The organism is Aquimarina algiphila (genome assembly GCF_007489275.1).
In the GTDB taxonomy this organism is placed as follows: domain Bacteria; phylum Bacteroidota; class Bacteroidia; order Flavobacteriales; family Flavobacteriaceae; genus Aquimarina; species Aquimarina algiphila.
Genome location: NZ_VLNR01000040.1, coordinates 1 through 23,562, shown reverse-complemented (window position 1 = coordinate 23,562; position 23,562 = coordinate 1). Strand labels below are relative to the sequence as shown.

Here is a 23,562-nt window from a genome sequence, read left to right as displayed (position 1 = left end):
ATGGATCAAATTAAACAATTTCTACCTTTTATATTAATATTTGTGGTGATGTATTTCTTTATGATTCGCCCACAGATGCAAAAAGCAAAAAAGGAGAAAAAATTTGCTGAAGAGCTTAAGAAAGGAGATCGAGTAGTTACAAAAAGCGGTCTTCATGGAAAAGTCTTTGACTTCAGTGAAAAAAACAATGCTGTTATTATTGAAACAGGATCGGGTAAACTAACTTATGATAGGTCTGCAATTTCATTGGAGATGAGTCAAAAATTAAACCAACCGGCTGCGGATAAGAAGTAATAACTAGCCTACTTGTTAAAAGCGCGATAAAACTAGTATAGTCTTATCGCGCTTTTCTATTTAATAAAAAACAATTTTAAAAGGTTAACTTTTCATGGTGACAATTCGTTGTGGAAGAGGAGCGTCATAATTAGCCTTACCCAAAGCTTCAACGATTCTTTGCCTTGTATCCCAATATACATCCCAATAATCATCACAAGTCGAATACGGCAATGCTAATAGCTCTACACCATTTGGTCCCAGATTGTTTACAGCTACTCTGGGAGCAGGATCTTGCATTACTTTATCATCTTCTTGCATAACATCCAATACAATCTTTTTAGCCTTTTCTATATCAGACCCATATTGAATTCCAAAAGGCATATCGACTCTAAGATTCCCAATAGTAGTAAGATTGGTAATTGTTCCTGCAGTGATTGCTCCGTTAGGGATGATTTCAGTTTTGTTCTGAAACGTTTCTAAAATAGTAACAAATACAGAAATTTCTTTTACAAATCCTAATTTGCCTCCTGTCTCTATAAGATCTCCAACTTTAAATGGTCTAAATACAAGAAGCATAACACCAGCTGCCATGTGACCTAATGAACCATTAAAAGCTCCCCCGATTGCTAATCCGACAGCAGCTAATAGAGCCGCAAATGTTGCGGTAGGAATTCCTACTATACCAGCTATCGAAATAAATAACAGAACTTTTAATAAAAAATTGACTAGAGTTACAAGAAATGGTTTTAAAGTGTGATCTACTTTACTTTTATCAAACCCTTTTTTGATCGCTTTCATGATCATTTTTACAATCCAAAGACCAATAATTAGAGCAACAATTCCTCCGACAATTTTTAATCCATATTGTCCTACACCTTCTTGTATAGAATTAAAAAAACCGGTGAGAGAACCCATAATAGTATTTCCCGTTTCTGCAGTAACATCTGCTGCGGTATCCAAAACTTTTTCTGTACTTTGCATGATTTATATGATTAAATAGTTAATAAAATAAATCTACTACAATCATAAAATCACCTAAGGCAGGGTATCTCAATAAAAATGAATAAAATCGTCTAAAGTAAATAAAAACCGATAAATCGTTTTATTTTACTTATTAGTAGTTAACTCTGCAATTTTAACAATCACTTCTACAGCTTTGATCATACTTTCTAGAGGGACATATTCATATCTTCCATGAAAATTATGCCCTCCTGCAAAGATATTAGGACAAGGAAGCCCCATAAAACTCAATTGAGATCCATCTGTTCCTCCCCGAATGGGTTTTATAAGTGGAGTGATGCCCAAAGCTTTCATAGCTTCCTCGGCAATATCAACAATATGCATTACAGGCTCTACTTTTTCTCGCATATTGTAATATTGATCTTTAATTTCTATAGATATCACTTCTTTTTCATGCTGTGTATTAATTTCTGAAGCGAGTTTATTCATTACTTCTTTTCTTGCTTCAAAATGTTTTTTATCATGATCTCTGATAATGTATTGTAATTGAGTTTCTTCCACATCACCTTTTATATTGTGTAAATGAAAGAACCCTTCTCGTCCACTGGTATGTTCTGGAGTTTCCATCCTTGGTAAGGAATTGATAAAATCCTGGGCGATATACATACTATTAATCATTTTTCCTTTAGCATACCCAGGATGTACAATCTTTCCTTTAACGGTTACTACTGCGCCTGCAGCATTAAAATTTTCATATTCGAGTTCACCTATTTGACTACCATCCATAGTATATGCCCAATCAGCTCCAAATTTGGTTACATCAAATTTATGCGCACCACGTCCAATTTCTTCATCTGGAGTAAAACCAATTCGTATTTTTCCATGTTTAATTTCAGGATGTTGGATGAGGTATTCCATTGCGGTTACAATTTCAGTAATCCCCGCTTTGTCGTCTGCTCCTAATAAGGTAGTACCATCAGTAGTAATCAATGTTTGACCCTTATATTGCTTCAAATCTTCAAAATACTCTGGTGAAAGGACTATGTTTTGTGATGAATTGAGTATAATATCTTTACCATCATAATTTTCTATAATCTGTGGATTTACATTTGCTCCTGTAAAATCTGGGCTAGTATCAAAATGAGATATAAAACCAATTGTAGGAACTTCATGATCTACATTAGAGGGTAAAGTCGCCATAATATATGCGTTCTCATCTATAGTTACGTCTTCAAGACCTATAGTTTTTAACTCTTCTGCTAATTTATTGGCGAGATCCCATTGTTTTTTTGTGCTGGGAGTGGTATTGCTTTCTGGATCACTTTCAGTATCAATAGTTACATAACTAATAAACCGATCAATGATATGTTGTTTTGAAATCATAACAATCAATATTTTATATATCTGAAGAATTCAAAAATACGTTTTTATTAGAACCTTGTATGACTTATTTTTGCGCAAAATTATATTTAATGTATAAATTCCTCATACGTCCTATATTATTCTTATTTGATCCAGAAAATGTGCATCATTTTACTTTTAAAATGATTAGAATTTTATCCAAAATTCCTTTAATGTCATCTGTTTTTAGAGGAATGTATAAGGTTAATGATCCCAGATTAGAAAGAGAAGTGTTTGGATTAACATTTAAAAACCCCGTTGGGTTAGCTGCTGGTTTTGATAAAGATGCAAAATTATACAATGAACTTCATAATTTTGGTTTTGGTTTTATAGAAATCGGAACATTGACTCCAAAAGGACAAAGTGGTAATCCTAAAAAAAGATTGTTTAGATTAAAGTCGGATAGTGCTATTATTAATAGAATGGGATTTAATAATGGAGGAGTAGAAGATGCGGTACAACGACTAAAAAAGAATAAAGGAGTTTTGATAGGTGGTAACATAGGCAAGAATAAAATTACTCCTAATGAAGAAGCGGTAGAGGATTACAAGATATGTTTTGATGCTCTTTTTGATCATGTAGACTATTTTGTAGTGAATGTGAGCTCACCAAACACACCTAACTTAAGAGCGCTACAAGATAAAGAACCTCTAACAACATTATTAAATACACTACAGGTAAAAAATAATCAAAAAGCTTCTCAAAAGCCCATTTTACTAAAAATAGCTCCAGATTTAACCGATGAGCAACTCATCGATATCATTGATATTGTCAAAGAGACCAAAATAGCAGGAGTTATTGCAACTAATACAACAATTTCACGAGAGGACTTAAATTCTGATGCTAAATTAATAAAAGAAAATGGAGGGTTAAGCGGTAAGCCATTAACAAACCGTTCTACAGAAGTTATTCGGTTTTTATCAGAAAAAAGTAATAAAGCCTTCCCGATAATTGGAGTAGGAGGCATACATAGTGCTCAGGATGCTATAGAAAAGATAGAGGCCGGGGCAAGTTTAATACAATTGTATACTGGTTTTATTTATGAGGGGCCCAAGCTGATAAAGGATATAAATAAAACATTGCTACGCAAAACCATATAGATGGGTATAAACTACGACATTCTCTATACATTTATTATTGCGTCTACAGCATTAGCAATTTCTCCGGGTCCAGATAATATTTATGTACTCATGCAGAGTATCGTAAATGGTAAGAAATACGGATTTGCGACCGTCATGGGATTAATGGCAGGGTGTTTTGTGCATACTACTTTAGTAGCATTTGGAGTCTCAGCAATAATTAAACAAAGTGACTTGTTGTTTTTTATCATAAAACTTTTTGGTGCTTTATATCTGTTTTTTCTTGCATTTAGAGTATTTCGAAGTGATGATGCTTTGAATTTGGAAGCTGAAACAGTAGAAAAAAAGAGTTTAAGTCAATTATTTAAACAAGGATTTATTATGAATGTTCTAAATCCAAAAGTCTCTATTTTCTTTTTGGCATTTTTTCCAGGATTCTTGTTCAGTAAAACGATAAGTAATGTAGTACAGTTTTATGTCCTAGGTATACTGTTTGTACTTACCGGAATTTTTGTTTTTGGATCTATAGCTGTCCTGGCTGGTGCAATATCCGGCTATTTAAAAAAGAGTTCAAAAGTTGGAGTGGTTTTAAAATGGCTTCAGATTATAGTATTTATTGGAATTGGAATTTTTATTCTTCTTTCTGAAAAATAAAAAATAGACTGTCTTAATTTTAAGAGAGTCTATTTTTTTCTAATAAGAAAGATTTCTTTTAAGCTTTATCGTCTTCGCTTTCATCCTCTTTGCAAGGGTGCAGTATTCCATTTTCCCAACAATACGCGTTAAAATCTCCAGCACCATTTCCTCCACCAGTTCCACCTCCTTTAAGAGTAGTTAATTGTTTTCTGTTTAATTCTTTTGCTCCTTCTAAATTTAAAATGCTTTTTAACATAATGGTTTATTTTTCGAAAATTAGATTATTTGCGATCCTTTAGAGACATTCACAATTATGTCTATCATAACCTACTGTCAGTTGTAAGATGATATTCAAAATTAGATTGAATTAAGGGTGAATAAATAAAGAAATAAATAAGTAAAAAGGATTTTAAGATAAGCGTATAGAGTTATTATTTAAGTGTATCTAAGAGATAAGATAATTGCTCCCTATTTCTAAAAGCAACTTGAATCTTATCCCCATTTGTCAAAATAATCGTTTCTTTCCTAAAAATGGAATCAATATGAGAAGTGTTTATAAGACAAGAACGGTTTACTCTAAAAAAACCACGACTAGACAGTAATTTGTCATAATGCTTCAAGATATTGTTTGCTAAGATTTCTTTTTTGTCTTTTAAGACAATGGTTGTATAGTTTCCGTCTGCTTTACATGAAATTATTTCTTCAAGAAATACAGATTTATAATATTGACCACTTTGTATAAGAATTTTTGAGTTCTGCTCTCGTATAAATTCTTGAAAGTGAACGTATTTATTGTGATTACTATGGCGAGACTTGACTTGCTCATATCTGCTAATTACCTTTTCAAGAAGTATAGGATCAATTGGTTTTAACAAATAGTTAAAAGCAAAATGCTCCATAGCTTTTTCATAATAACTATCATATGCGGTAATAAAGATAACCTCAAAATCTTTAGAGTGTATCGCATCTAGAATTTCAAAGCCCATGCCATCGTCTAAATGTATATCTAGAAAAACCAATTCTGGAGAAGAAGAAGAAATAAGAGAAATACCCTCTTTAACAGTTGTTGCCGAACCTACAATATTTAGCTCTAAAACATTTTTTTTCAGAAGTTTAGAGAGATAATTTGATGCATCTTTATCATTTTCAATAATAACAACATTAATCATAAAAATAAATGTAAATTCGTGCACTAAATTTATGTTTACCACGCAAATAATACAACCTTGAAAGGACTTTTTTTTATTTTAGTTTTTGTATTCTTAAGTTTTGATTCTTCTTCACAAGAAATACTTTCTCAACATACTATTGATACTATTTCTTTTGCCAAAACTAATCGACCATACATTAGTAAGATTAAATATAGTCTGAACAAGGATAAATCTCTTAAGGGATGGACAAAGTATTATACTTTTAAAAGCTATGTACATTTATTTAAGCTTGAAAATGATTCTGCATTGTCAAATGCTCATAAAGCTATTAAAGCGTATGAATCATTAGAACAGGGGCATCCGGGAGCAGATGGTATAGCGCATAAAGCATATTACATTAAAGGTTTACGAGAGTATTTTGCAACAAGACCACTTACCGCTTTACAGACGCTTTATAGAGGGTTAGAACTCACATCCCAGTATCCAGAATCACCAGACAAAAAATCATGGCGATTTTATATTTTAGAAAGAATATCTTATATCCATATAGATTTAGGAGATATAGACCTGGCATTGAGAGCAAGAAAAGAAGCTTTTAGAGATTCAATATGGGCTAATTATAGATTTGAGGTAATTAATAATAGGTTAGATATTGGTTATTTATATAAACACAAAAAGAAGTATGATTCTGCAAAAGTGCATTTTAACGAAGCTTTAAGAATGTATAAGGATACAATATTACTTGATAATGATAATTATGATAAAGACGTTTTTTTTATAAATCAAGTTAGAGCACTGGATGCTCTGGGCGATATTGCTTTGTACCAAAATCAAAAAGATTCGGCATATAATAATTTTTCAAAAGCAAATAAAATTTTTTTAGATAAAGAATTGATCAATTCTGATTTATTGTCTAGTAAGTCTAAATTAAGCCCACTAATTAGTTATGGTTACATGCTTTTTTATCAAGATAACCTTAATGAGTCTGAAACTGTATTGAACAGGGTTCGAGATTCTCTGAGAAAAAAATATAATTATACTAGAGATGAAAGGAATTTGTATATAAGAGTTTGTGATTTTTTGAATAAGGTGTATTTTAAACAAGGAGCACACGAAAAAAGCACATCTATCCTAAGCGAACTGAATGAATATCTAATAACATATCATGAAAAAAGTATAGCTAAGCAACTGCAACTATATGCTTCTGAATTTGAATTAAAAGAAAAAGATGCTTCTATCTCTAAGCTAGAAAAAATAACCACACAACAAAAAACTATTATTAAACAAAGGAATATCATCAATTGGGTCATTATCGGATTGTTTCTTTCATTTCTAATATTAGGCATTGTATTGTTCAGACAAAATAAATTAAAAAGTAAATATAAAACTACAATTTTAGAACAACGTTTACTTCGTTCACAGCTTAATCCACACTTTTTGTTCAATTCATTGGGTACAATTGTTTCTTTAACTTCAAACGAATCTAAAAATGTAATACCTTATACTTTAAAATTGAGTAATCTATTACGATCCATATTAGAAAATTCCAGAGAAGAGTTTGTTTCTTTAGAAGAAGAAATACAAACGGTGAAGGATTACTTAGAGCTGCAATCTAATTTTTCTCAAAAATTTGATCATGTAGTAGAGATCGATCCAGGGTTGAATGTTCAGAATATTTTGGTGCCTCCTATGTTTATACAACCCTTTGTAGAGAACGCGATAGAGCATGGTATTGCAGCTGTTAAGGATGGTGAAATAACATTAAAGATTATCATGGATGATAACGAAAAACTAATAAAAAGTAGTATCATAGATAATGGGGTTGGTTATGCCAAAGGACAGGAAATAAAAGCTAAAAACTCGGGATATGAATCACTATCAGGTTCGATCTTAAAAGATAGATTTAAAATATATTCAAGATCTTTTAAGGTTGATGCGAGGTTTGATGTTATTGAAAACACCGATAATAAAGGGTCTAGGGTTGATGTTTATCTTCCATATATTTTGGAATGATCTTATGTAAAGATTGTTGTCTAAAAAAAAGACTAAAAGGTAGGAGTAGTTTTAAAACGGCTTCGTATTATTGTTTTTGTTGGCATAGGAATTTTTATTCTGTTTTCTGGGAAATAGGAATAACGAAATAAAACCAAGACATCGCAGCCTTGGTTTTATATAGATAATGTAGTGTAATAGGATTCTATTAAATGATCAACAAGTTGCTAATATTATTTTCCCTTATCAAAGTGTTTTATCACAGCATAATAACCATTAATGTAAATCCCTTTTGACTTAAGTTAATTTTTTAGATTGTAATATTCTTTGACCTCTAGAAAATTGGAAAAATCTACACTATTTACATTACTGCTCTCGACCAATATAAACCTAAACCTTAGATTTTGAGCAAAAGTAGAGCGTAAGGTAAGTTGTCCAACTTCAATTCGGTCAATTTCTAAAGCTACATCCGTAGCAAGGGAAAGTGGTAAAGTTTCCCAAAAAGTATTACCAGGTACTGTAACATAACCATAAACAAAGCCTGTGTCGAATATTTCTTGTGTTAATTCTGGAATATCAATGACATTATTTCCTATTTCTAGATCAAAATCATCAATTGTAACATTAACTACGTTGGCATTACCATCTTGTCCGTTAACTCCTTGTTCACCTTGTGGACCAACTGGTCCAATGGCACCATCTTCTCCGTCTGAACAACTAAATGTGAATAAAACAATAAGGATTAAAAAAATGTACTGTGATTTTACTTTTTTTGTTTTCATGATGTAGAATTTTAATTATTTATATTAATTGATTTGATGTAAAATACTCCTGGTAACTAATCTTCCGTTTGATTTTCGAGTTTCTTCTTTGACCATACCCACACCTTCTGAAATCCACTGTTTAGAATAAAAAGTTTTAGCCATGCCCATAGTCAAGGTATTTGTATAGGTAATGACATAACAATCAAAAGTTCCCGCAGGAGTGGTAATCTCCTCTTTGGCAATTACTTTTCTGTCAGACATAGTTGTGGTTGTATTGATATTCATAATACCAGCATTTACTGACATATGTACAGATGCATTAGGAAGCTCCTGGTCTACTTCAAGATGATTGGGGATGGAGATATCATCACCTGTGATACTATATTCCATATCACTATATTGATCCAGTATTCCTGGTGCAATAAAAGATTCTGGATCCAAGTGAGTAGTTCTGCCCGAACAACGAGCTTTAAATGATGAAGAAATGATGTGTTTATTATTTCTACCATCTGTTAAGTCCATTGCAATAGTAATGATACTTTGCCCCCCAGTACTTTCTACTTCTTTGACTCTATACTCGCTAATGATTTCAAGATTTTCTCTTTTGTCATACTGGTATATGGTTAATTTTTTACCTTCTTGAGTAGCATAAAATTTGCTACAGTTATCCTGGGCATATGTCGATGTTAACATCAACAATGCAATTAGTATTAAAATGTTTTTCATGAGTTTATATTATTGATGTAATGTGTTTAAAGAGATTTTTCTCTCTTGAAGTTATCGGTTAAAATAGATTGAAATGATCTCATTACTTTGATCAAAAATATCATAGGTTCTATCGATTGAACTTTTGATATAATCTTCATAACCATTGTCGTTTGCTAAATCAATTATGTCGGCAGAATGAGAATCGAATTTAGAAGTGTCCTCAAAATAGTTCTCAAAACCAGAAAGACTTTCGGGAAGTTGAGGTACAACAAAAGTCTTATCTTCATTATTTGGAATTGCAATAAACCATTCTAAATCTTTTTCTCCTTCTCTAATCATTTCAGTATATATATTGCTAAAAAGGTAATCCCCAGATGTCTGTAATTGTAAATTTTCTGAGCTCGAATCATAGTTAAAATCCCAATCTGGTCTTGTGATAGATATATTATCGGGAAAAGTGCTTGATCGTAATGTTTTACTATGATTTGAATTTGGGTACTCTCCGTCATAGTTAACAATGTACTCATCAATACCTGTTGTGATTTGTAGGCGTTCAGAAAAATTACCTCTTAGATTTACAGTATAATTATTTTCATAGATACCAAGCACCCTAACAGATGAGAAATCGGCTTCATCATCTACAACTATTGGTATGCTCGAAGCTATTGTAAAATCTTCGAGTGTTAATGTCACATCATCTGTTTCTTTATAATTCTCTAACCATTTGTAGGTAAAGGTTGCAGGAGTTGTACTCGTTCTATACTCTATTTTTAAAAAAAGTTTAGAGGCAGAGGCTTCTTTGTTGTATGCAAATGTTCTTGTTATGGTTCCTGAAGAAGGATCAATATCGTTAGTGCTATCAGAAATACCTCTTAATCCATCAATAAAAAAACTGTTTACCTGTATATCAGATGTTAGAGATAAGGTGACCTTTAAAGTACCATTTGAAGTAAGGCTTCGATTAGGAGCAGTACCTTTACTGCCAACAGGTACATTTTTGATGGTTGAGAGACTTTTATAGCGATCTGTTTCTAGCAATGTAGTCAGCATAAAACTACTCGCTGAATATCCCTTTGCGGTCAGTGCATAAACCCCTGGAATTTTATTGGTTTCTATACTAGTTAATAACTCACCATTAGCATCGTTGGCTATAATCATATTGGGTAAACTGTTTACACTAAGATTAGAATAATCAAATGTCGCTAATACGATTTCTTGATTTAGATCTATTCCAGGATTGTTGTCATCGCTAGAACAAGACAGGAATGTACTTATTGATAAACAAAATAATAAGGTGTATACAATGTGTTTTGACTTCTTCATGAGTTAAGTTTAAAGTTTTACAAATTCGACTCTTCGGTTTTTTGCTTTTCCTTGTGCTGAATTATTATCTGCAATCGGATTTGCTTCCCCTTTTCCTTCTATTTGGATTCGACTAAAGCGTATATCATATTGCTCAACAAGCATCATTTTAACAGCCTTAGCTCTTTGTTTAGATAATACTTTGTTCGTTTCAGCATTTCCATCTGAATCTGTATGACCTATAATTTTTATTTGCATATCTGACACACTTTGTAAGGCTTTAGCGACTTCTTTGATGACAGTTTCAGAGCCTCCAGTGATGGTAGCAGACCCTGTTTTAAAAGGATTGCATTGGTAGATAATCGTCCTTCTGTGACAAGTTTACTTCGATTGTCTTCTCCACTTTTGGCAATCTTGAAATTAGAAATGTATACTTCGTCTTTGTCATTGGCATCTCTCAGTCCTTTAGTATGAATTTTAAATACATTAGCCCCTTGCGGAACCAATCTTGGGACATCCACTATTTTGTTTTCGTTCATCCAAACCCGCATACGTGTTTTATTAATAGCGATAGCAATATGTGATTTTCCATCTATTTGAGTACGATAATCTTTACCTATAGCATTGCGAATTTGCCGTTGTCCATTTGCTACTTTTTCTACAACTCCCGGGGATTGTATAAATTGGCAAGGCGAAAGCTCTACCATACACCAGTTTTCTGATCTTTGAAAACCTGTATTATCTTCTAAAAGAAGTCTAATCCAAGCCTGAGAACTGGTTTTTTTATCTAATCCTTGGGTAAGAAGATCAAACTCGATCGTATAATCCTCTGGTAAAGCTTCTTTAGTTGTTGGAACATACTTGGAATTGCCACCTAAACGGAACCATTTACTATTATTGATGATTACAATTTCACCTGAACCATTTGTATCCCATTTGACAGGGAAATCACCTTGAAGATCGTTTGTGAAATTATCCTGAAAAACAATAGTATTCCCGGTTACAAAATCCGAAGCTCGATTAATTTTATACCCTTCTGAACTTATGATCGGAGCTTTATCTTTTGTTTCTTTTTGTTTTTTGTTTTTCTTCTTTTTTCTTTTCTTTTTAAAAATTCCGTCAAGACCTTTATCGGTTTTTTTTTCTGTTTCTCGCTCTACACGTCTTTCAACCGTACGTTTTGCAGCTTCTTCGGCCTTTTTACCTAGCTTCTCTAATAATTGAGCATTACTTGTGGCAATACTAAATAGTGCAACAAGAATGCAAAGTGTTTTTGTAGTGTTCATCTTTTTTTTGTTTTTTATTCCCCTTAATAATTCTTAATAATCTCGTTGAGCTTCCAATATTTTTTTCTCAATTGCTTTGCCTAATGAATCTTTTTGTTTTTGAGTAAGTTCTTTAGCTTGTAAGTAATACATGTTTTTATATTCTAATTTTTGTTCGGCAGGGAGGTCTGTCTTTTCTAGTATTTCTAAAAAACCTATCGTTTTCCCATTCGTTTTTCCATCTAAATTTTCCCCAAACAAACCCGATAATACGTTTGTTTGCATATCCAAAAGGTTATCTTGCTTTAGATTATTCTTTTCTGTTTTGGTAGTGCTTGTTTGTTGAGCATTTGTTAATTGGATAGTGAAAAAGACTATTCCTAGTACTAAAATTTGTATTGTTTTCATGTTTTTTACTTTTTAAATTCCACTTTCTTAATTACTTTGTTTTTATGTATAATTTTTAGCGTGTAGGTTCCAGTTTCTAAATGATTAATATTTAAGTATATATTGTTATTAGGGATGCGATTTATGTTGCCTTTATAGTTTTTTAATTTCTTATTCATACAAACACGATCGATACATCAGGTTTGGGATTTAGATGTGATGGTAAAACTAGAATATGTAAAAGCAGTTGATTATGAGGTATGTAACAAAGGCTATGAATTATGTAACATAGCCTGAATAGGGTGAATACCCCTTGTTTTCATAAAGGTTTTATTGCATTATGTTTTACTAAAAGGAGGAATAATAGCTATTAGCTATCTTTTATAGCGTACTCTGTTGGCGTACAAGCATACATTTCTTTAAAGCATTTAGTGAAATATGAATGATCATTAAAACCAACAGCATAGCCAACCTGAGATATATTAGTATCAGAACTTTGAAGTAGTTGAGCTGCAAGTTTGAGACGTTGAGATCTTACAAACTCTGAAGAGGTAAGACCTGTTAATGCTTTTAGTTTTCTATGCAATTGCATACGACTCATGCCTATAGCTTTGCTAAATTCTTCTACACTAAAAGAAGATTCTATAAGCTGTTTGTCTAATACTTTCTGTACTTTATTTAAGAAATTCTCATCTATTGGAGTAATTGCTATATCCTTAGGAGTTAAAATAACTTCCTGGCTATAGCGCAATTGTAGTTTCTTTCTAATGGTTATAAGATTAGAAGCTTTTGTAGTGAGTATTTTTTGATTGAAAGGTTTTGTAATGTACTCGTCAGCTCCAATCTGTAATCCTGATAATTCATTTTCTTCACCAGCTTTGGCGGTTAGTAAAATAATAGGAATATGACTGGTGCGTTCATCATTTTTTAGCTCATTTGTAAGTTCAATACCATCTTTTTTGGGCATCATAATATCAGAAATGATAATATCAGGAATGTACTGCAAAGCTAATTCATACCCCTCTAAACCATCTTGTGCACTAATGACTTTATAGTGATTTTTGAAATTTTCTTGTAGTAAATGATTAAGATCTTTATTGTCTTCAACAATTAATGCGATAGGAAGTTCTTCATTGGTATGATCGGTGTCAGTTTTGTTTGAAGAGGTATTAGTGACTTCATAATGATTCTGATATGGAGATGCATTATCTATATTCGTATTATCTTCTATAACTTCTGCATTTTTGATTGATTTCTTATCCAGAGATATAGATAGGTTAAAACTTGTCCATTCATTTAGTCTACTATCTACGGTTATATTTCCTTCATGCAATTTGATAAGTTCATTAACCAAAGCTAAGCCAACACCCGATCCTGATTGTTCACTATGCGTTTGATAAAATCGTTTAAAAACTAATTGACGTTGTTCTTTGGTTAGACCATCGCCTGTATTTTTTATATCGATAAAAAGTTTATGTTTCTTAATATGTGCATTAAATATAATGGATCCGTTCTCTGGAGTATATTTTATGGCGTTCGAAACTAAATTTGTTACAATTTTGTGTACTGCATCCCGGTCCAACCATCCTTCCTCTTCATGGTTATTAATATAGGTTAGGAAATTAATGTTTTTTAGGCCTGTGGCATATTCAAAATCTTTAATAATAGCATTTATTTGTTGCATGGGATGTACCTTTTGTAGGGATAAAGTCATACTACCAGCTTCAATTTTGGAAATGTCTAATAATTGATTGACAAGCTCAGAAATCCTATTACTATTATTCAATACCAATTCAAAATCAGATCGATCTTTATCTGTGAGGTTTTTATCGTCTAATTTATTTTGTATGGGACCAGATATTAAGGTAAGTGGAGTTCTAAGTTCGTGTGATATGTTTGAAAAAAAGTGTGACTTTGCTTTGTCAAGTTTCTTTAATTTCTTGTTTGTTTTTTGTCGATTTCGATATAATACAAAGAGAAAGATTCCGACTAAAGTAGTAATGCCCATTCCTCCCATATACAGATTACGCTGACTCTTTTTTTGTTGTTCTGCAAGTTCTTTTTGTGATTTTAACAACGCTATTTCTTGTTCTTTTTTTTCTGTTTGATATTTGGTTTCGAGTTCAAACGTTATTTTTTTCTTATTTTGAATATTTATGCTATCATTGAGAGATAGTAGTCTTTTATTAATATCATATGCCATTTTATAATCTTTTATACCTGCATATGCTTCTGACAATCCTTCAGAAATTTCTTTGCGCTCTCCCAGATAATATTCAGTTCCATTGGGAGGAGCTGTAGTTTGTGCGGCATTAAAGTATTCTATAGCCTCATTGAACATTTTTTTTCTAAGATAAAAAACACCATAACTATATTGCATTTGATTTTCAGAAATTCTATTAGAGTTATTATCTGTAATCAATTTTGTTTTTTTTAATAACGGCTCTGCTTTATCAAATTCTCCTATGTAAGAATAATACCGAGCTAATTCGGTATAGACTTCGACAAGTTTAGTGGGTTCACCATAAGACTCATAAAAAGGTAATACTTTGTTTAGATAAAATATTGTTTTTTCAGTGTCTTCTATCTTGTTATAATAATTAGCTCTTAAACGATCAGTATTATTAATCCCCACTTCATTTTTCATTTTTTTATGAACTTCCTGACTCTTATCGAGATACTCTATGGCCTTTTCATTTTTTAAATCAATATAAATTAGTGAAATGTTTTCATAAGCAATTGAAAGATTTCGTGTAATACTATCATTTGCAGAATGTAGGGAATCAATTTTTATATAATACTTTAGAGCATTAGAGTAATCATTTTTTCTATAATATTGATTTCCAATAACAACTAATGCAGAGCTTTGCAACGTCCAATCATTGGCTAAAATGGCTTGTTTTAAGGCTAATTGACTATATTTTTCATAGTTCTTAAAGTCTGAGTTAGTAACACTTAAAATAGCAAGTTTTCTATATAAGTCAGATTGTAGTTTGTAATTATCAGAATTATTGAGCAGTGAAAGTGCTTTTTTTACGTAAAATAATGAGCTGTCGATTTCTGAGTTGTAATAAAAATAGTTTGAAGATCCGTTATAACCTTTAATAGCGAGATCTTTGTTTTCAATCCTGTTTGATAATTTTATAACCTTATCTTTATAAACTTTTGCTGAATCAAGACTTATTAATAGATATTCGAGTAAAATAGAATTTAATGCTTCTAAGCGTTGATTATCGTTTTTTACATTTAATAAGACTGTTTTTAAGGAGTCGGTTTTTTTTGTTTTTTGTCCGAAAATAAAGCACGAAAAAGAGAGCGAAAAGAATAATATTATATTTCGCATAAAATACGATTTGATTAGTTGTAATAAATATAGCAATTATAAATAAATCAAATACTTATATGTGTAAGATATGTAACCAATTGATGTTACATATGCTCTAGAAGAAATATAGAACTGCTTAATTTCTTTATGGTAATAATGAGTATGTTTTGGGACCGAGTATTTATCTGAAAAAATATTCTTAAGAAGTTCGATTTATTTTAATGCTCTTGATTCTGAAAAATAATCATACTTTTATACTCAGAATTGAATATTTCTTAGTTTGCTATTCTAAAATGACAGAAAATGTAAAAATAATTGAATGCCCGCGAGATGCAATGCAGGGTATAAAAGAGTTTATTCCTACCGAGAAAAAGGTTCAATATATTCAATCTTTATTAAGATGTGGTTTTGATACCATTGATTTTGGGAGTTTTGTATCTCCAAAAGCAATCCCTCAAATGGTGGATACAGCAGAGGTTCTGTCTAGGCTGGATCTTAGTGATACAAAAAGTAAATTGTTAGCTATTATTGCAAATGTTAGAGGTGCAAATGATGCAGTACAACATGAAGCTATTGATTACCTGGGATATCCTTTTTCTATTTCTGAAAACTTCCAGATGCGTAATACACATAAAACTATTGCTGAGTCTGTTGCTACGTTACAAGAAATACTCAATATCGCTGATAAAGCAAATAAAAAGGTTGTAGCATATTTATCTATGGGGTTTGGTAACCCATATGGAGATCCATGGGATGTAGATATCGTAGGTGAGTGGACAGAAAAACTTAGTAAGATGGGAGCAAAAATCCTTTCTTTATCTGATACCGTAGGAACATCGACTCCCGAGATTATTGAGTACTTGTTTTCCAATTTGATTCCTAAATATCCAGATATAGAATTTGGAGCACATCTTCATACTACTCCAACGACTTGGTTTGAAAAAGTAGATGCTGCATATAAAGCTGGATGCAGAAGATTCGATGGAGCTATACAAGGATTTGGAGGATGTCCTATGGCAAAAGACGAATTAACAGGTAACATGCCTACAGAACGTATGGTTTCGTATTTTACAACGTTAAAGGCAGATACTAATATCAGACCGTTAAGTTTTGAGTCCTCTTATAATGAAGCAACAAAGATTTTTAGTACATATCATTAAACAACGAATTTTTAGAATGAAAAAAAGTATCAGAATTGTAGGTTTATTAGCATTATTGGCATTAGTTATTATGCAGTTTATCAGGCCTGATAAAAATGAGTCTGATTATGCAACAGCCGTAGCTTTTTTTGAAAAAGAAACACAACCTAATGAAGAGGTAAAGTCGATATTAAGAAATAATTGTTATGACTGCCATAGTAATCATACCAAATACCCTTGGTATGCAGAAATAGCTCCTGTGTCATATTGGTTATCAGATCATATTGATGAAGGTAAAGAACATTTTGATGTTTCGGGTTGGGAGCAATATTCTAATAAAAAGAAAGATCATAAACTAGAAGAGCTAGTCGAGGAAGTAGAAGAGGAAGAAATGCCTCTTTCCTCATATACCTGGCTTCATGGAAACATAAATGATCAGGAAAAGGAAATTCTAATCAATTGGGTTAATACATTAAGGACTCAATATACTACAGAATAAGCGTTTACCTTATGTAAATGTTATTTCTCTAATTTTATTTAGATTTATTACAAATAAAGTTTGTCAATTCTATTTTGATGAATATATTTGCAAACTTATTAGTTATTGATATTAAGTCTAAATAAAAAAGTGATGAAAATTAAAAGTTTATTTAAAATAATATGTTTATCAGGAGCCTTTATATTGGGATCTTGTTCTTCAGATGATGATAATGGGCCAGCAGAGCCAGCTGGACCAGTGTTGAATATTCCCAATTTAGAGCAGGTCATTACCGGTGATGATTTTTCTAGAGCTGATAATGGAGATTACAATAATGATTATATCAGTAATTATTCTACTTTGTTTACTAGAGATGGGAACTCTACAGTAAGTTTTAGTGGACAAACTACTCGTTTAATGCAAGCTGTAGAAATAGGGAAAAATTTAAAATCTGAGACTAGTGTTGCAGATATAAGATTAAAATTTGAAGGTCAAGATGGAGAAAGTGCTGGATTTACAGATACTAGTTTAAATGGAACTACTAAAATTGTAAGATCGAAATCTTCTTCTTCCATTGATTTATTTAATGGATCTAATGCTTCTGGTCAGGGTCAGATAAATGTAAATGCTATCGATGCTTTTATCACTGGTCATCAAGACGTATTAGATAATTGGATGACAACTGCAGCTTCTGGTCAAGCAGGTACTTTTGGAGATAGTGATGGCTCTACAAGATATGTAGATGCAAAAGGTCGTGAGTTAGATCAATTATTTACAAAGTCTTTAGCTGGTGCTCTAGCTTATGATCAAGCTGTAAATCATTACTTAAACCGTTTGGATAATGAAAACGGAGATACTTCTAACGGTGATTACCGTGCATTAAATGATGCAGGAACTGTAGCTGAAGATAAAAGTTATACTACAATGGAACACCATTGGGATGAAGCTTTTGGTTATATTTATGGTAACACTTCTAGCCAGAACTTAATTTACAAATATATTGATAACGTAGATGGTTTATCTAAGTTTGCTGGTACAGAAAGACAAATCTTTGAAGCTTTCGTAACAGGAAGAATTGCAATTGCAGAGAAAAATTATACACTGAGAGATACTCAAATCGGAGTTTTGCGTGAAAAACTAGGATTGGTTATCGCGGTAAGAGCTGTGCACTATTTAAGTGCTGGTGCAAAAATTATTGACGCGGCTGGAGCTGGCCCTGGAAAAAGAGAAGATGCTTTCCATGATCTTTGTGAAGGATATGGTTTCGTAAATAGTTTACGTTACTTGGTAAATGCTACTGGAGCTAAATACTTTACCGATGCTGAAGTTGATGGTTTCTTATCAACTTTAGATGCAGGAAATGGATTGTGGGATGTAACTTCAACTCAATTAAGAGATACTGCTGATGCAATTGCAGCCAAAAGTGTTGGAGGACTATCTTGGACTTTAGATGATGTAAATCCTTAGATAAGGATGAAATGTATTTAACGAAAACAATACATACAATTATATTTGCACAAAGGGAGAAAAATATTTATCCCTTTGTGTTTTTAATTTTAATTATACTTTAAGTTTTTTATGAAAAAAATAGTATATATAATTCCAATTCTAACATTACTCTATTTGGTTTCTTGTTCGAGTGATGATAGTTCTTCTGGAGAAGGAGGAACAGGAGGAACAGATGATAATTTTGATAGAGTTAATTTAACAACCAGTTGGGTTAATAACCTTTTATCACCAGCCACTAGTGATCTAAAGAGTAAACTAGAAACATTAAATAATTCTGTTACATTGTTTACAGATGTACCTGATGCGACTAAATTAGCTACAGTTAGAGCAGACTTATTCGAAGCCTATAAAGTATGGCAACATGTGGAAATGTTTTTCTATGCATCAGGATATTCATTAGATATGAATACTTACCCTACCGATGTTACTAAAATAACAGAGAATATAAATAGTGCTACTCCAGTAGATTTAAATAGAACGGTATTAAATCCAACTCAAGGTTTACCAGCTATGGATTATTTGTTAAATGGTTTGGAGTCAACAGACAATGATATCATTACTAGATATGGAGAAGCTAAGTACAAAAACTATTTAAAATTATTATCTGAAAGAATGGTAACTATAACGACTACTGCTTTGAATGATTTTGAAACTACTAAAGATAGTAACATAAATAGTGTAGATAATTCAATTAGTTCTTATTTCAGTAGACAGGTAAATGATTTTGTACAATACACTGAAAAATCTTTTAGAGAGGCAAAAATTGCTACACCTTCTGGGACAAGAAATAGAGAAATTTTTCCAACAATTTCTGTATCTACAAGTCCTAATTTTGTTGAGTCATTATATAGTCCAGAAAATTCTAAGATTTTATATTTAGAAGCGTATGATGCCATTCAGGATTTTTACTATGGAAGAAGTTATACAAATAATAATACCGTAGGATTACAAGAATATCTACAAAATTTGGGAACAACCATATTAATTAATGGTAATGAAACCCTTTTGGATGATTATATCATTAGTTTGTTTGGTAATATTGATGCTGCTAATAATAATATAACAGATAATTTTTATCAACAAACACAAGACTACAACCCTAATTTTGATGCAGTTTTTGATGCTATCCAGGAATTTGTAGTTGCGGTTAAATCAAATGCTATTAATGCATTTAATCTTACAATTGACTTTGTAGATAGTGATGGAGATTAAACAAGCTATTAACGTATATCTAAATAAGACATCGAGAGCGGCTACACTAGCCGCTTTTCGTATTTTATTTGGAATGTTAATGCTAATGAGTCTTGTTAGATTTTTATCTAAAGGTTGGGTGAATAAGTTTTATATAGAACCAATTTTCCATTTTAAATACTACGGATTTTCATGGGTAGTAACTTGGGGAGAATACACCTATATTCTATTTTTTGTTGCAATTATTTCTTGTGTCGGAATTATTCTTGGATATAAATATAGGCTATCTATAGTTTTGTTTTTTTTATCATTCACCTATATAGAATTAATTGATAAAACAACTTATCTAAACCATTATTACTTCATTAGCATTTTAAGTTTTTTGCTATGTTTTTTACCACTTAATGTAACTTTTTCTTTAGATTCATATTATAAAAATAAGTCTTATAAAAATGTACCTAAATGGACTGTAGATGCTATTAAAGTTTTAATAGGGGTCGTTTATTTTTATGCCGGTTTGGCTAAATTAAATTCAGATTGGTTATTCCGAGCTCAGCCTTTAAAAATTTGGCTTTCCTCTAAAACTGATTTTCCGATTATAGGAAAATTTATGAACGATACTTGGTTTCATTATTTGATGAGCTGGAGCGGAGCCATTTATGATCTTACGATCCCATTCTTATTGTTAATTCGTAAAACGAGACCTTTTGCTTTTATTCTGGTTGTGATTTTTCATGTATTTACAAGAGTACTTTTTCCTATAGGAGTGTTCCCTTATGTAATGATTTGTGCAACACTCATTTTTTTTAGTGGAGAATTGCATGAAAAATTCTTACGTGTGCTAGGAAATATATTAAAACTTAAATCGAAAGTTAATGATGTAAGAAACGTATATTTGCCGAGAATTTATAGAAAAGTATTTTTGGTTGTCTGTTTGTTTTTGAGTATTCAACTAGTATTACCATTTCGTTATGTACTGTATCCTGGTGAATTGTTTTGGACAGAAGAAGGATATCGATTTTCATGGAGGGTAATGCTAATGGAAAAAGCAGGGTATACTTCATTTAGAATTGTAAAATATGATACTGGGAATAGCTTTACTGTAGATAACAAACATTTTTTAAATGCTTTTCAAAATAAACAAATGTCCACTCAACCTGATTTTATTGTTGAGTATGCACATTTTTTAGGAGATCATTATAAAAAAGAATTGGAAAACGAAAATATTGGGGTTTTTGTAGAAGGGTATATTTCCTTAAACGGAAGATTAAGCCAGCCATACATAGACCCAAGAGTAGATTTATTAAAAGTTAAAGATGGATTCCAGCATAAAACATGGATCCTGCCATTTGAAGATGAAATTAAAGGGTTATAGTTTTTTTATATTTTTCTTAGTATCAATATCTGTATATGCTGTACAAATTGCTAATGTAAGAGTTTTAGATGCAGATACAAAGAAGCCAATTCAAGGTGTACAAGTGTACACAAAATCAGGAAAGTTAATTGGACAAACAGATGATACAGGTAGTTTGAGTTTGTCAACCTTGAGTAAAGATTCTAATCATTCATTGATATTTTTTGAGTACTCCTACAAAACTTATGAAATAGATATAAACCTAAGCGATAACAGTAATTTTACTATTGAAATGGTTCCTCTTAGTAATGTTCTATCTGAAGTAGTTTTAAACTACAAGAAAAAGCAAGCTTTCGGATTACGAACATTAAAACCAGTAGAAGGAACACATATTTATGCAGGAAAAAAATCCGAAGTAGTATTGCTCGATCAAGATTTGACAAACAAGGCAACCAATAATGCTCGTCAGATATATGCAAAAGTGGCAGGTTTAAATATTTATGATAGTAATGATGGAGGTTTGCAGCTTAATATTGGTGGACGTGGATTAGATCCAAACAGAACAGCAAATTTCAATACACGTCAAAATGATTATGACATTAGCGCTGATGTTTTAGGGTATCCAGAAAGTTACTATACACCGCCGACAGAAGGTTTAGAGCAGATTCAAGTGATAAGAGGTGCTGCATCTTTACAATATGGAACTCAGTTTGGGGGTTTGGTAAATTTTGTAACGAAGAAACCAAATAAAGATAAACCTTTAGAAATAATTTCTAGAAGTTCAGTCGGTAGTTTTAATTTATTTACAAATTTTACGAGTATTAGTGGTACCTCAAATAAGTTAAGTTATTATGGGTATTACAATTATAAACAAGGAGATGGATTTAGACCTAATTCTGGTTTTGATTCAAAAAATGCATATGCACATGTTGGCTACGAATTCAATCAGAAGACTAAAATTGAAGCTGAAGTAACACATCTGAATTATTTGGCACAACAAGCAGGAGGGTTATCAGATGTTCAGTTTTTACAAGATCCAAGACAAAGCAACAGGACAAGAAACTGGTTTGGTGTAGATTGGAACTTATTCAATTTAAAATTAAATCATAAGTTTTCTGATAATGTTAATGGGACATTAAGTGTTTTTGCGCTTGATGCCTCAAGAAAGGCAATTGGTTTTAGAAGGGCTGAATCATTTGTTAATGGAGATGGTAATATAATATTAAATGAAAACCCAAATGTCTTTGGACCTGATGAAACGGATGAATTTGGAAATTTTGATTTTGAAAGAGATTTATTAATAGGGACATTTAAAAATTTCGGAGCAGAAGCCAGAGTTATCACAGAATATACTATTAAAGATAAACCATCAGTGTTACTTTTAGGAGCAAAATTTTATAAGGCAAATAATACTTCTCAACAAGGACCAGGAAGTAGGGGGACTGATGCTGATTTTACCTTTAAAACAGACGAATTTCCTTTTTATCCAAACCAAAATAATTTTAAGTATCCAAACTTAAACCTAGCTTTATTTGGTGAAAATATTTTTAATTTAACAGATCATTTTTCGGTAACACCAGGTTTCAGATTCGAATATATAAGAACAGAGTCTGTTGGAGAATTTTTGAATAGACCAAGTATACAAGGAAGTAATCCTACGATAATTTTTACACCAGATAATGAGGTTAGAGAACGAAACCTTTTATTATTAGGTGTAGGTTTAAGTTATAAACCAACATCATATTTTGAATCTTATTTTAACTTTTCTCAAAATTATCGATCAGTTACATTTTCAGATATTCGAACCGTAAATCCTTCATTTGCAGTAGATCCAGGTATACAGGACGAAACTGGGTATACGATAGATTTAGGGGTAAGGGGAACTTTTAAGAAAAAGGTTTCTTATGATGTAAATGTATTTTCATTGTTGTATGACAATAGATTAGGTCAGGCTTTTAGAAATGATCCTCCGTTCAGAGCACAATGGGTTAGAGGTAATATAGGAAAAGCCAGAATAATAGGTTTAGAATCATTAATACAGTGGAGCCTTAAGGAAACATTCTTTAAAGGGAATGATAACTTGAAGTTGGATGCGTTTTCTAATCTTGCATTGACAACTTCTGAATATACAAGTAGTATATCAACAAGTGTTAGTGGCAATAAAGTAGAATTTATACCAGAAGTAAATTTAAAAACCGGTATCTCATTTGGGTATAAGAATTTTTTAACTTCTTTACAGTACACATATCTATCAGAACAGTTTACCGACGCAACAAATTCTCAGTACAATCCAGAAAATGAGGATAGAGTTGACGGTGCTATTCCTTCTTATGATATATTAGATATATCGGCGTCGTATACATTTTCAAGAAATATAAAACTTGAAGCAGGAGTTAACAATGTATTAGATAACAGCTATTTTACAAGAAGGGCTACAGGTTATCCTGGTCCAGGAATTATACCTTCAGAACCATTAACCTGGTATACAACTTTACAGTTTAAATGGTAGGAAATAATTATTATAACCCGTTGTGCATTTAGTTAATATTAATTTTTAGGTTGTTTATATTTCTGTTGAATTCAAACCTATTGATATATTGAATAATGGTCATTGCTGTGATCTTTGATAAGATTCTATTTTTAAA

21 protein-coding genes and 1 pseudogene are annotated in these 23,562 nt (G+C 31.7%); 10 read left to right on the top strand and 12 right to left on the bottom strand.

Going from position 1 to position 23,562, the window contains the following annotated elements; genetic code table 11:
* Positions 1-294: a preprotein translocase subunit YajC gene (gene yajC, locus FOF46_RS17945; RefSeq protein ID WP_109438022.1), complete on the top strand. Its 294-nt coding sequence runs from the start codon at positions 1-3 to the stop codon at positions 292-294.
* An 84-nt stretch (positions 295-378) separates the two neighbouring features.
* On the opposite strand, the gene FOF46_RS17940 is transcribed toward yajC, so the two are convergent.
* Positions 379-1,257: a mechanosensitive ion channel family protein gene (locus FOF46_RS17940; RefSeq protein ID WP_109438023.1), complete on the bottom strand. Its 879-nt coding sequence runs from the start codon at positions 1,255-1,257 to the stop codon at positions 379-381.
* Between the two features lie 126 nt (positions 1,258-1,383).
* Positions 1,384-2,619, bottom strand: a complete 1,236-nt coding sequence (gene pepT, locus FOF46_RS17935; protein ID WP_143917415.1) for a peptidase T — start codon at positions 2,617-2,619, stop codon at positions 1,384-1,386.
* An 89-nt stretch (positions 2,620-2,708) separates the two neighbouring features.
* Between pepT and FOF46_RS17930 the strand changes: the two genes are divergently transcribed.
* A complete protein-coding gene (locus tag FOF46_RS17930; protein ID WP_143917414.1) occupies positions 2,709-3,737 on the top strand; it encodes a quinone-dependent dihydroorotate dehydrogenase in 1,029 nt (342 codons plus the stop codon).
* Entirely contained in the window at positions 3,738-4,370 is a 633-nt protein-coding gene (locus FOF46_RS17925) for a LysE family translocator (protein ID WP_407933701.1), read from the top strand.
* Between the two features lie 58 nt (positions 4,371-4,428).
* On the opposite strand, the gene FOF46_RS17920 is transcribed toward FOF46_RS17925, so the two are convergent.
* Both FOF46_RS17920 and FOF46_RS17915 read right to left on the bottom strand, forming a co-directional pair.
* Complete coding sequence (locus FOF46_RS17920) at positions 4,429-4,608, bottom strand: hypothetical protein (RefSeq protein WP_109438026.1); 180 nt, start codon at positions 4,606-4,608, stop codon at positions 4,429-4,431.
* 175 nt (positions 4,609-4,783) lie between these two features.
* Positions 4,784-5,521: a LytR/AlgR family response regulator transcription factor gene (locus FOF46_RS17915; RefSeq protein ID WP_143917413.1), complete on the bottom strand. Its 738-nt coding sequence runs from the start codon at positions 5,519-5,521 to the stop codon at positions 4,784-4,786.
* 57 nt (positions 5,522-5,578) lie between these two features.
* Between FOF46_RS17915 and FOF46_RS17910 the strand changes: the two genes are divergently transcribed.
* Entirely contained in the window at positions 5,579-7,516 is a 1,938-nt protein-coding gene (locus tag FOF46_RS17910) for a histidine kinase (protein WP_143917412.1), read from the top strand.
* Positions 7,517-7,797: 281 nt separating this feature from the next.
* Here FOF46_RS17910 and FOF46_RS17905 read toward each other — a convergent pair whose 3' ends face one another.
* From FOF46_RS17905 to FOF46_RS17875, 7 genes are all read right to left on the bottom strand, one after another.
* Positions 7,798-8,277, bottom strand: coding sequence for a hypothetical protein (locus FOF46_RS17905; protein WP_109438029.1), 480 nt, complete (start codon positions 8,275-8,277; stop codon positions 7,798-7,800).
* A gap of 24 nt (positions 8,278-8,301) precedes the next feature.
* Positions 8,302-8,985, bottom strand: coding sequence for a TapB family protein (locus FOF46_RS17900; protein WP_109438030.1), 684 nt, complete (start codon positions 8,983-8,985; stop codon positions 8,302-8,304).
* Between the two features lie 51 nt (positions 8,986-9,036).
* The gene (locus FOF46_RS17895; protein WP_143917411.1) at positions 9,037-10,290 is read right to left on the bottom strand and encodes a hypothetical protein; all 1,254 of its coding nucleotides are present in this window, start codon (positions 10,288-10,290) and stop codon (positions 9,037-9,039) included.
* A gap of 9 nt (positions 10,291-10,299) precedes the next feature.
* Positions 10,300-10,566 (bottom strand): OmpA family protein, encoded by a 267-nt coding sequence (locus FOF46_RS17890; RefSeq protein WP_244299653.1) that lies wholly within the window; start codon positions 10,564-10,566, stop codon positions 10,300-10,302.
* Positions 10,518-11,555, bottom strand: coding sequence for an OmpA family protein (locus tag FOF46_RS17885; protein WP_143917409.1), 1,038 nt, complete (start codon positions 11,553-11,555; stop codon positions 10,518-10,520). Before FOF46_RS17885 ends, FOF46_RS17890 begins: the two co-directional genes overlap by 49 nt.
* 33 nt (positions 11,556-11,588) lie before the next feature.
* On the bottom strand, positions 11,589-11,942 hold the full coding sequence (locus tag FOF46_RS17880; RefSeq protein WP_143917408.1) for a hypothetical protein: 354 nt from the start codon (positions 11,940-11,942) through the stop codon (positions 11,589-11,591).
* A 349-nt stretch (positions 11,943-12,291) separates the two neighbouring features.
* Positions 12,292-15,264 (bottom strand): hybrid sensor histidine kinase/response regulator transcription factor, encoded by a 2,973-nt coding sequence (locus FOF46_RS17875; RefSeq protein ID WP_143917407.1) that lies wholly within the window; start codon positions 15,262-15,264, stop codon positions 12,292-12,294.
* Between the two features lie 275 nt (positions 15,265-15,539).
* On the opposite strand from FOF46_RS17875, the gene FOF46_RS17870 reads away from it, so the two are divergent.
* From FOF46_RS17870 to FOF46_RS17845, 6 genes are all read left to right on the top strand, one after another.
* Positions 15,540-16,406, top strand: coding sequence for a hydroxymethylglutaryl-CoA lyase (locus FOF46_RS17870; protein ID WP_143917406.1), 867 nt, complete (start codon positions 15,540-15,542; stop codon positions 16,404-16,406).
* A gap of 16 nt (positions 16,407-16,422) precedes the next feature.
* The gene (locus tag FOF46_RS17865) at positions 16,423-16,884 is read left to right on the top strand and encodes a heme-binding domain-containing protein (protein ID WP_143917405.1); all 462 of its coding nucleotides are present in this window, start codon (positions 16,423-16,425) and stop codon (positions 16,882-16,884) included.
* A gap of 132 nt (positions 16,885-17,016) precedes the next feature.
* Complete coding sequence (locus FOF46_RS17860; RefSeq protein ID WP_143917404.1) at positions 17,017-18,330, top strand: DUF4856 domain-containing protein; 1,314 nt, start codon at positions 17,017-17,019, stop codon at positions 18,328-18,330.
* Positions 18,331-18,441: 111 nt separating this feature from the next.
* Positions 18,442-19,584 carry an imelysin family protein gene (locus FOF46_RS17855; protein ID WP_143917403.1) on the top strand — a complete coding sequence of 381 codons (1,143 nt, stop codon included), beginning with the start codon at positions 18,442-18,444 and terminating at the stop codon, positions 19,582-19,584.
* A complete protein-coding gene (locus FOF46_RS17850) occupies positions 19,574-20,938 on the top strand; it encodes an HTTM domain-containing protein (protein WP_143917402.1) in 1,365 nt (454 codons plus the stop codon). Before FOF46_RS17855 ends, FOF46_RS17850 begins: the two co-directional genes overlap by 11 nt.
* On the top strand, positions 20,880-23,426 hold the full coding sequence (locus FOF46_RS17845) for a TonB-dependent receptor domain-containing protein (protein WP_244299650.1): 2,547 nt from the start codon (positions 20,880-20,882) through the stop codon (positions 23,424-23,426). Before FOF46_RS17850 ends, FOF46_RS17845 begins: the two co-directional genes overlap by 59 nt.
* 28 nt (positions 23,427-23,454) lie before the next feature.
* Here the strand turns inward: FOF46_RS17845 and FOF46_RS32575 are convergent.
* Positions 23,455-23,562 (bottom strand): annotated as a pseudogene (locus FOF46_RS32575) (IS982 family transposase); the annotation flags it as partial.

Excerpts from the sequence above, each read along its gene's own strand:
- yajC (WP_109438022.1), top strand. The coding sequence starts at position 1 with ATGGATCAAATTAAACAATTTCTACCTTTTATATTAATATTTGTGGTG.
- FOF46_RS17940 (WP_109438023.1), bottom strand. The coding sequence starts at position 1,257 with ATGCAAAGTACAGAAAAAGTTTTGGATACCGCAGCAGATGTTACTGCA.
- pepT (WP_143917415.1), bottom strand. The coding sequence starts at position 2,619 with ATGATTTCAAAACAACATATCATTGATCGGTTTATTAGTTATGTAACT.
- FOF46_RS17930 (WP_143917414.1), top strand. The coding sequence starts at position 2,709 with ATGTATAAATTCCTCATACGTCCTATATTATTCTTATTTGATCCAGAA.
- FOF46_RS17925 (WP_407933701.1), top strand. The coding sequence starts at position 3,738 with ATGGGTATAAACTACGACATTCTCTATACATTTATTATTGCGTCTACA.
- FOF46_RS17920 (WP_109438026.1), bottom strand. The coding sequence starts at position 4,608 with ATGTTAAAAAGCATTTTAAATTTAGAAGGAGCAAAAGAATTAAACAGA.
- FOF46_RS17915 (WP_143917413.1), bottom strand. The coding sequence starts at position 5,521 with ATGATTAATGTTGTTATTATTGAAAATGATAAAGATGCATCAAATTAT.
- FOF46_RS17905 (WP_109438029.1), bottom strand. The coding sequence starts at position 8,277 with ATGAAAACAAAAAAAGTAAAATCACAGTACATTTTTTTAATCCTTATT.
- FOF46_RS17900 (WP_109438030.1), bottom strand. The coding sequence starts at position 8,985 with ATGAAAAACATTTTAATACTAATTGCATTGTTGATGTTAACATCGACA.
- FOF46_RS17895 (WP_143917411.1), bottom strand. The coding sequence starts at position 10,290 with ATGAAGAAGTCAAAACACATTGTATACACCTTATTATTTTGTTTATCA.
- FOF46_RS17885 (WP_143917409.1), bottom strand. The coding sequence starts at position 11,555 with ATGAACACTACAAAAACACTTTGCATTCTTGTTGCACTATTTAGTATT.
- FOF46_RS17880 (WP_143917408.1), bottom strand. The coding sequence starts at position 11,942 with ATGAAAACAATACAAATTTTAGTACTAGGAATAGTCTTTTTCACTATC.
- FOF46_RS17875 (WP_143917407.1), bottom strand. The coding sequence starts at position 15,264 with ATGCGAAATATAATATTATTCTTTTCGCTCTCTTTTTCGTGCTTTATT.
- FOF46_RS17870 (WP_143917406.1), top strand. The coding sequence starts at position 15,540 with ATGACAGAAAATGTAAAAATAATTGAATGCCCGCGAGATGCAATGCAG.
- FOF46_RS17865 (WP_143917405.1), top strand. The coding sequence starts at position 16,423 with ATGAAAAAAAGTATCAGAATTGTAGGTTTATTAGCATTATTGGCATTA.
- FOF46_RS17860 (WP_143917404.1), top strand. The coding sequence starts at position 17,017 with ATGAAAATTAAAAGTTTATTTAAAATAATATGTTTATCAGGAGCCTTT.
- FOF46_RS17855 (WP_143917403.1), top strand. The coding sequence starts at position 18,442 with ATGAAAAAAATAGTATATATAATTCCAATTCTAACATTACTCTATTTG.
- FOF46_RS17850 (WP_143917402.1), top strand. The coding sequence starts at position 19,574 with ATGGAGATTAAACAAGCTATTAACGTATATCTAAATAAGACATCGAGA.
- FOF46_RS17845 (WP_244299650.1), top strand. The coding sequence starts at position 20,880 with ATGGATTCCAGCATAAAACATGGATCCTGCCATTTGAAGATGAAATTA.